Source organism: Erwinia sp., assembly GCF_031978025.1.
In the GTDB taxonomy this organism is placed as follows: Bacteria; Pseudomonadota; Gammaproteobacteria; order Enterobacterales; family Enterobacteriaceae; genus Erwinia.
In genome coordinates this window covers 1-8,668 of the sequence record NZ_DALZCD010000186.1, presented here as the reverse complement: position 1 = coordinate 8,668, position 8,668 = coordinate 1, and the positions used below count along the sequence as shown (strand labels likewise).

General features: G+C 48.2%; 5 protein-coding genes and 1 pseudogene. 2 read left to right on the top strand and 4 right to left on the bottom strand.

The window, feature by feature from the left end; genetic code table 11:
• Together RTK32_RS14785 and RTK32_RS14780 are read right to left on the bottom strand one after the other, a co-directional pair.
• Positions 1 to 583: LysR family transcriptional regulator (locus tag RTK32_RS14785; protein WP_312045288.1), on the bottom strand; the 583-nt coding region annotated here is incomplete at its 3' end.
• Between the two features lie 221 nt (positions 584 to 804).
• Positions 805 to 1,899 (bottom strand): mechanosensitive ion channel family protein, encoded by a 1,095-nt coding sequence (locus tag RTK32_RS14780; RefSeq protein ID WP_312045286.1) that lies wholly within the window; start codon positions 1,897 to 1,899, stop codon positions 805 to 807.
• A gap of 436 nt (positions 1,900 to 2,335) precedes the next feature.
• Here RTK32_RS14780 and RTK32_RS14775 point away from each other — a divergent pair, with 436 nt between their 5' ends.
• Complete coding sequence (locus tag RTK32_RS14775; protein ID WP_312045284.1) at positions 2,336 to 3,349, top strand: isopenicillin N synthase family oxygenase; 1,014 nt, start codon at positions 2,336 to 2,338, stop codon at positions 3,347 to 3,349.
• Positions 3,350 to 3,954: 605 nt separating this feature from the next.
• On the opposite strand, the gene RTK32_RS14770 is transcribed toward RTK32_RS14775, so the two are convergent.
• Entirely contained in the window at positions 3,955 to 4,314 is a 360-nt protein-coding gene (locus RTK32_RS14770) for a DUF6404 family protein (protein WP_312045282.1), read from the bottom strand.
• Positions 4,315 to 5,142: 828 nt separating this feature from the next.
• On the opposite strand from RTK32_RS14770, the gene RTK32_RS14765 reads away from it, so the two are divergent.
• Positions 5,143 to 5,544, top strand: a complete 402-nt coding sequence (locus tag RTK32_RS14765) for an H-NS family nucleoid-associated regulatory protein (protein ID WP_312045280.1) — start codon at positions 5,143 to 5,145, stop codon at positions 5,542 to 5,544.
• 1,038 nt (positions 5,545 to 6,582) lie between these two features.
• On the opposite strand, the pseudogene RTK32_RS14760 reads toward RTK32_RS14765, so the two are convergent.
• Positions 6,583 to 8,668: pseudogene (locus tag RTK32_RS14760) on the bottom strand (hypothetical protein); the annotation flags it as partial.

Here is an 8,668-nt window from a genome sequence, read left to right as displayed (position 1 = left end):
GATCCTCCGGTGCCTGAATCGGCGGGCGGTGATAAAGATAGCGCGGCGAGGCGACGGCGACCCATTTCAGTTCTGTGCCCAGCTTTACGGCGATCAATTCTTTCGACGCGCCGCCACCAAAGCGGATGCTGGCGTCAACATCTTCCGCCAGGCTTTCGGTCATGCGGTCATCCACGCTGACTTCCACCTCTACTTCCGGATACTTGCGAAGGAATTCAGGCAAATAGCGGGCCAGGATCAGGCGCGTACCGTCACTCAGCGCATGCAGACGCAGACGCCCGACCGGACGGTCGCGCAGGCAAGCGATCTCATCCAGCGCGTCGCCTATCTCCTGAAAGCCTCTGTTCAACCGCCGCGCCAGGCTTGCACCTGCATCGGTTGGCGTAACGGCGCGGCTGGTGCGGTTCAGCAGCCGAACGCCCAGACGCGTTTCCAGATTGCGGATCGCGTGGCTGAGCGCGGAAGTAGTGATGCCCAACTCCACGGCGGCTTTGGTAAAGCTGCGCAGACGTTCTACCCTGCGAAAAGCGTTAAGGTCGGCGAGATCGCTACGTGACAGGGCGGATGTGGGTTTGGCAGACATGGGTTACCCAATGGATAAGCCAGATTCAGTGTTGAAGGACTGGCAACGGTAAAGGAAGCTAAGTTTAATGATATTCGTTAATCAGACGCAACCGGCAGCATCGCTTCTTTAATGGAAAGCGGACAGGCTGGCCTTAACAAAGCAGGATGCACAGGCGACAGAAAGGGACAGGGGCCATTAACGAAAAAATAGCCGGAAGCGAGGGCTCCCGGCCAGCGGCCTCAGGCAGGCTGCTCCTCCTGCGGCAAAGCATTTTCAAAGGTCACAAAACGGTGAGGGCCGGCCAGGCCTATACCGGTCTCTTCCAGATACTCTTTGATTCGCAGGTTAATTTCCTGCTGGATGTCCATGTACTGGTTATAGTCAGAAAATTTCAGGATATGCACCACTTCAAACATAATGCGATCGGACTCAAATGAGGCCAGATGCGCGCGGTCAAAGCGGGTTTTTTCGATACGGCCAATCACGTCTTCTACCATCGGACCGATTTTACGAAGCTGTTCGGACGGGGTCGCCAGCGGCACGCCAAAGCTGAAGACGATGCGGCGTGTCTGCATCCTTTTATAGTTGTGGATGGTTTGCTGTAGCAGGATGGCGTTGGCGCAGACAATCTGTTCGCCGCTCAGGCTACGAATGCGCGTGGTTTTCAGACCAATGTGTTCAATCGTGCCCGCCACATCGTTAAACACCACGAAATCGCCAATCTCGAAAGGTTTATCAATACCGATTGAAAGAGAGGCGAAAAGGTCGCTCAGTACCGTCTGCACGGCCAGCGCGATAGCAATACCGCCAACGCCGAGGCTTGCAACCAGTGCGGTGATATTCACGCCTGCGTTAGCCAGTATCGACAGGATCATCACTGACCAGACCAGCGCCCGGAACAGCAGGCCAAGGATAATGGTGGTAACGGGATTGCGATGCGAGTCCGGCCCGCTGTTTGTCAGCGAATAGCGGAGCCACGACTGCACGGCCTGATCCAGCCATAACGCAATTTGCAGCGCCAGTACCAGGAACCAGGCGTGAGGAATGGTGCCGCTAACCTGACCGGGCAGCACGATAAACTGCAGGCTAAACAGAAAGGAAGCGAAAAAAATCAGCGTGACCCGGGTTTTCTTCAATACATCCAGGAACACGCGGTGCGCTACCCGGTTTTCATGATCTTCTGCCCAGGAACCAATCCGTTTTTCCAGCAGTGAGATCACTTTGCGGATAAGGAAAAAGGTGATAGCGGTCACCACGACTACCAGCAGAATGTTCCCCCAGAAGGTCACTGACGTCATCAGTTTCAAATAGTTTGTATGAAAGATTTCTTTCACCTGGCCTCCTTTATTCTAAATAGCTAAGAAAATGAGTGTAGTATAAAATTTACGGAGGTGTCTTTTTTTTACCTTTTAATAAGGAGAGTATTAAGTGATATTTTAATTAACTATAAGGTGAGGTGAATAAACCAAAGCTCTGTTATTAAAGTTTATTATTTATTTTTTATTGCCGTTAATTTAATTGCGAGATAATTCAAATGGCGTTCAATTTATATTTAATGACACTATTTTTCACGGTGGAGGTGTTTATTTTTATAGGGTTTATTCCTACCTTTTTTAAAGGTGTGTTTTCTCTGAAAGTAACTCGTTTCCCTGACCGTCCGGAAGGGAAATCATTTTCATTCTGTGCATATCGATAGCAGAAATAGTCACCAGGGCGGGCAAGAGGGCAATGATAAGCTGGCGTTAAGCCCACTCAGCCAGGATTACATCAATGCATCAAAACCTTTCATTAGCGCTGCCGGTTATCGACTTTGCTCACCTGACCGGCCCGGCGCAGCAGCGTGCAGATCTGCTGGACAAACTGACACAAGCCGCTCGCGAGGTGGGTTTTTTCTATCTTATTAATCATGGGATAGATCAGCAATTAATTGACAGCGTTCAGCAGGCTGCCCGTGCATTCTTTGCTTTGCCGCATGAAGAAAAGCATAAGGTCAGCATGGCGAACTCGCCCCATTTTCGCGGCTATAACCTTGCGGGCATGGAGATAACGCGTAACCAGCCTGATTACCGAGAACAGTTTGATACCGGGGCGGAGCGGGAAGCACTGCCCCTTTTGGCGGATAGCCCGGCATGGCAGAGGTTACAGGGACCCAACCAGTGGCCGGAGGCCCTGCCGGAACTGCAACTTGTGTTGACGCAGTGGCAGCAGGAAATGACCGGCGTGGCGCTGAAGCTCCTGCGTACCCTCGCCGAGGCGTTGCAATTGCCGCAGAATGCTTTCGACGCGCTTTATGGCGCTTTCCCCAATGAGCATATCAAGCTGATCCGCTATCCGGGCCGTACCGATAACGAATCGCGTCAGGGGGTAGGGGCACACAAAGATTCCGGTTTTTTAACGCTGTTGCTGCAGGATGATAAGCCCGGTCTGGAAGTCGAAATAAAGCCCGGTGACTGGACCGCGGCATCGCCTTTGCCGGGGTCGTTTGTAGTGAATATCGGTGAACTGTTGGAGCTGGCAACCAACGGTTATCTGCGCGCCACCGTACACAGGGTGGTTTCGCCGCAGGAAGAGCAGGAACGTTTATCCATTGCCTTTTTCCTTGGTGCCCAGCTTGATGCCGTAGTGCCGGTGTATCAGCTGCCGGAAGCACTGGCAAAGCTGGCGCAGGGCCCGGACAGCGATCCGCAAAACCCCTTATTGCGTGAGGTCGGCTGGAACTATCTAAAAGGGCGGCTGCGCTCGCATCCTGAAGTGGCGCAGCGCTTCTATACAGATATTATCTGAATAAGGGCGAAAAATTCTTAAGAAGGCGCGCCTGAATAAGCAATCCCTGCCAGGGCCATCCGGCGCGCTGACATAACACTCCGTGGAAAGAAAACAATACGATGTTGCAAGACAGTCCGCACGGTGGAAACGTCGTAGCCTTGTGCTGGTTAAACAGCAGGACGGTAGCGCAGGCCAGATGAAAAGGCAGGCAGGTAGTCCAATGCCGATGAAACCGCGGACGGATGGCTAACGTCAGATAAAACAGCAGACAGAGAGCTGAGTCCGATGAAACGGGAGAAAAATAGCGCGGGCCGGATATAAGGGCAGTCAGGTATTTCAACGCCGATGAAACCCCGGACGGATGGCTAACGTCAGATAAAGCAGCAGGCAGAGAGCTGAGTCCGATGAAACGGGAGAAAAATAGCTTAGGCCGGACATAAGGGCAGGCAGGTATTCCAACGCTGATGAAACCCCAGACGGATGGCTGATCCCAGATCAAACAGCAAACAGTTACGCCCTGATCGAAAGGAAAGGAGAGGCTCCCTCCAGGATCGGCCGCCGGACGCCGGTCCGGCAACCTTGTAGTCTGGCATTTTCTTTACTTAGCCTGGCAAGCGGATGATTTACAATTTTTCCCACTGAGGCAGGTGATTAACCCGCTTTCGCCACTCCTGAAACGCGGCCATGATAATACCGAAAAAAAGCCCGGCTATCAGCGTTGAAGTGGCAGCATAAAGCAATGTAGCCCCCTGATCCTTCCAGAGGGTAAACCACATCACCACCCCCCAGAACGGCGTGTAAACGGCGGCGAAGCTAAAAAAGTTTGTCCAGAAACTTGAGAAAGGTGGCGGTGGTACATGAATCCCCAACCGCCACAGGAATATATGGCAAGGGGGAGCATAGATACTGGGCCACATTCCCCTGCCTTCCATAATCACCATGGCACGACTCTTTCTTTTTTCGAAAACTGGATCCCTGGTCATTTGCATCCCCCTCTTGTTTTTCTTTTGTCTAATTATAACGGAATGGTCAGAAAACACGCTTTTTTTAGGGTTTTATGGAAAATTCTGGAAATTAAAAATTGAAATAATCGGTTTAATTATTTGAAAATATTACAATTTACCAGTAAGCCAGCCAGTTTCATCGCAACTGGCCGACAGGCAAAATGAGCAAAAAAAGCCGCTACAGGCAGCCGCACGCTTTCGGAGAGCCGTAAAAATACATGACCACGCTTTTTGATCTCTTTGAAACTGAGCGACAGAAGCGGAGAAAACACCCAAGTAAAGCCCTGAATTGGGCTAATCCATCATTAATTAATAATTAGCTAACTAACTTAAAAATTGACAGAAAACATGTTGGCCGGCGCTCGCGCCCTCTATAACAGGGAATTAGCGCAAAAGTATAAAGCCGCTGTAATGTGAGGAGAGGAATTAGCTGGCCTGGGTAAATTTTCTTAGATAAGCGTATAATTGATAATACATTATAAAGTCGATATGTCTTTTATAAGATTAGGGAATAATCAGAACCAGGAGGAATAATTTTTCATAATTAACGTAAAACTGTAAATCATAAGCAGGCCGACCGTGGCGAAGTTTACTCCGGAAAAAGATCATCATCGCAAGGCTCCCCTTAGCCGCAAAGAATTTAATACTAAGAAAATGGCCTTATTAAAAATATAAAAAGAGTATAATTTCCGCAAACGCGCCTGATTATCAGCCATTGCCTTAAAACAGGAAGAAATAAATGTTATCCTCAGGGCTGACGGCGAATGCTCGCCGTTTTTTTAATCAGTATATTTAAGGACGTTATTTATGAGTTTTACCCTGAGCAGCCTGAAAAATATCCGTTCACTACGTGCACAGGCGCGCAATATGGCTACAGAGGATCTTGAAGAGATACTATCGAAGCTGAACGTTATCGTGAATGAGCGTCGTGAAGCGGCCAACGCCAGAGCAGCCGAGGCCCGTGAGAAAGCGGAAAAGCTGGCTATGTACCGTGAGCTGCTGCTTGAAGATGGCATATCGCCAACAGAACTGGCCGCGCATCTCTCCTCACCCGGCAAAGCAAAAAAGAAGCGCACGCCTCGCCCGGCAAAATATAAGTACCTGGACGATAATAATGAAATCAGGCACTGGACCGGTCAGGGCCGTACGCCATCGCCCATCAAAAAAGCGCTGGCAAACGGCCAGTCTTTGAACGATTTTCTGATCTAATCCTTCTGTCCCGGACCAATAAGGCAGACTGTAAGCTGCCTTATTATGCCGGAAAACTTCTGCATTACACTGTAAAAACCATGCCTTCGCAGACAGATATTCCGGCAATAAAGAGCGTTTTCCGGATGTCATATTTTTTGTACTCATAACCCGAGCGTTGCGTTAAACCGCTCTAAGCCAGCGCTGTTCGCAGGTTTCCGTTGGCTCCTGACAGAGGGCAATACGCGTTTAAAAGCGCTGACAGGCGTGAAGATTGCTGTCGTCACGTACTGCGTATTGCCAGAGGCCATCCTTAATAATCTTATTAGCCTACAGAGTATCAACCGTTGGCTAAAATTGAGGGGACTTAAAAGTATGGGATTAAGGTGTGTGTGCTTGCAACAAAACCAGAGGGGTTATTTCTGCCGGAAAAGAAAGGGCATCTTGCCTGTGTATATTAGCAACGTTACCGTTGGAAACGTTGCTAATATAAGCTTATCCGATTGAACGTTGAGCTGAATTGATGGCGTTCGTTTTTTGCCGTTGGGTTTTACTTTCCAGTACAGGTCTTTCAGGTCCTTAAGCCGGTGAGGGTTTGCGCTGAATCTTAGTCTATGACATCGAGTAATAAGGCGATTTACGGCCAACACTTTTTTCGAAACTCAAGTTAAGCCGGGATGACTTAATTGCGTATCCCAGGCGGCTCGCGCTTCGGTTCTCTTGTCTGAGAAGCTGTGTAATAAAAACCCACGCAGTTACGTGGGTTTTATAAATTTCATTGGTAATCATGAGGTTTAATAAATCTCATGAGAACACAACCAGACGTTGAACCGTGACTTTTATTGCATTTTATTGGTATTTATTATTTTATTTAGCGCTTTATCTTTCACGTACTCATGATTGTACTTTTTTTGCAAATGGCTCGCTTTCGAAATGCGCAGTTCGTCTGTTCGATTCCATAACCGGCACTATTTCAGACTTTTGCCCGATCTACCGAAATCAACTCAAAGCCCGTATACGGCTGGTTTCTGGCCCGTACTTTATCTTTTGGTATCATTTCTAACCATCAAGGTGTGCTTCCCAGTCCCGATCATATTTAGAAAACTTTTTTGCCTCGTCAGTTGAAAAAATATTAACAGTATCCTTAAGGGAGTTTTCTATAGCTTTTCTCGGCCATGTGCTCTTTTTCTTCCCTAAACCTGCCAGGGTCATTAAATAAACACTTAGTGTATCTGCGTTATTTAATAAATGTGACTCCCGAAATGTCGGATCAAATTTCATTGCTTCTGCAACAAATTCTATTTTTTCATCATAGAATAATGTTTCCGGAACCTTAAAATGACTCATTAAGTGATCCCCAAAGCCAGTAGCTACAAACCCCCCGTTAGTGCCTCTGGTCATAAACTTCCTTGTTTGTTTAGTATAATTATCCAGCATAGCCATTTCGCTTTTATAAGAAGCCATTGGCGGATAAGATTCAACAAACCTATTATAGTAAAAGTAATCCTTGGTTCCTATTGCATGAGATATCTCATGAAGAATTGCCGCAGCGAATACATTGGGGTTTGTAAAAGACATTTTATTTAAAACAACTCTTTTTAAATCTAAATTGTATACTGCTAACAAATTTTCTGATCTGGGTAAATAGTCAGAAATTAAAAATCTTGTTTCAAACTCTGAATTAAAAACTTTGACAGCCATATCTAACTGGTATATTTTGTTTTTTATATCAGCTGCACTTGCTTTTGCCCTCGTATTTTTGAATAAATGCTTTTCAAGCTGGCTGTCTGTTAATTTTTTCATGTTATTTAAGGCTGCGTTGCTTATTTCATTCAAATTTGACAATGTGTTTAATAATATTTCATGACGTGCAGGATTTACTTTTTCAAATACAGAAGGTGGAAAAATACGAGCAATACCCCCGTCGCCCTCATGAAAAGTACCATGTGCAACACCGTTTGGGGAGAAAGTGAGGGGGGGGGCAGGATTGCATATATCATCAAGGCTCCGTTTTAACCGCCGTCCATAGCAAGGAGACATAATGTCCCATGAAGCATCTTTTCCTTTTGATAATTTACCCCCTGCAGAAAGGTCCGACATGCTGCCCCCCTCGGCATGAGTTGCTTTAATTTTCTCTACCTGAGCCAGTTCGTCAACGTCTCCCTCCAGCTTTGTGACCAGCTTTTTCAGCGACGGGGGCAGATTTTTGTTCCCCTTTGCCATCCGGGTCAGCACTGATTTACTCAGCTTCCCCGCGTCCATGAGCAGTTCAACGCCGGGGTCGATGCCCTGTAGCACGGCCTTCCCCACGGAAAGCAGTTCCGACTTCGTCGGGACGGATATTCCGCGCAGGGCTTCACGGCCAACACTCTTTATCGTCTGCCTGAATATACCATTCTGTACCGCATCGCGCGTAGCCGCGTTGAGCGCCGTGCGCCCTGCGGCCCGGAGTGTTGCTTTAGCTGCACTGCTGGCAAACCGGCCCGCCAGGCTCGCCATCTCGCCCAGCGCCGGAATGAATGCTATAACGTCCAGTGGGCAGCTTATCGCAGCACCTGCATCGTCACCAGACTGAATGCTTTTTGTGCAGTCATAAAACGGGATTAACGAAGGCAGAAAATCCCGTATGTGCTGAAAGGTGGTTTTTTCGTAGCCCTGTTCATATAGTGTCTTATAAAACGTTTCCCGGTGTGCCTGTACGAGATTATCGACAATTGCAGTAAGCCCATCAGATGGCGATTTAATGTTGTCCCGAATGGTTATACTCAGTTGACTCTCCGGATGATCGTTTTCCCGGCTGTGGGTCATCAGTCCATTCATAAAGTAACTGTTTTTGTCGTGGTCCACCCGATGCAGAGTATAACTGCCATTCTCCCCTTTCAGCGCATAAATCCGCTTTTCATTGCCCCTGAAGGCGGCAAAGAGATCAACATTAGGCAGAAGTTCCGCATTTAGTCTGGCAGCAGCCAACTGGCCAAACCCCCTTGCCCCAGGAAGGATGGGAGGACGGAGCATCTTCACCCTGGCTGATGCCAGTTTAATCTCAGCTTCCTGCATAAATGCTGATTCATTCTCAAGACTGGCAAGCGCGACAGTCACCAGCGGTTTGTCCAGTTCAGCAAAACAGTCGGCCACACGAGACGTC

Excerpts from the sequence above, each read along its gene's own strand:
- RTK32_RS14775 (WP_312045284.1), top strand. The coding sequence starts at position 2,336 with ATGCATCAAAACCTTTCATTAGCGCTGCCGGTTATCGACTTTGCTCAC.
- RTK32_RS14770 (WP_312045282.1), bottom strand. The coding sequence starts at position 4,314 with ATGACCAGGGATCCAGTTTTCGAAAAAAGAAAGAGTCGTGCCATGGTG.
- RTK32_RS14765 (WP_312045280.1), top strand. The coding sequence starts at position 5,143 with ATGAGTTTTACCCTGAGCAGCCTGAAAAATATCCGTTCACTACGTGCA.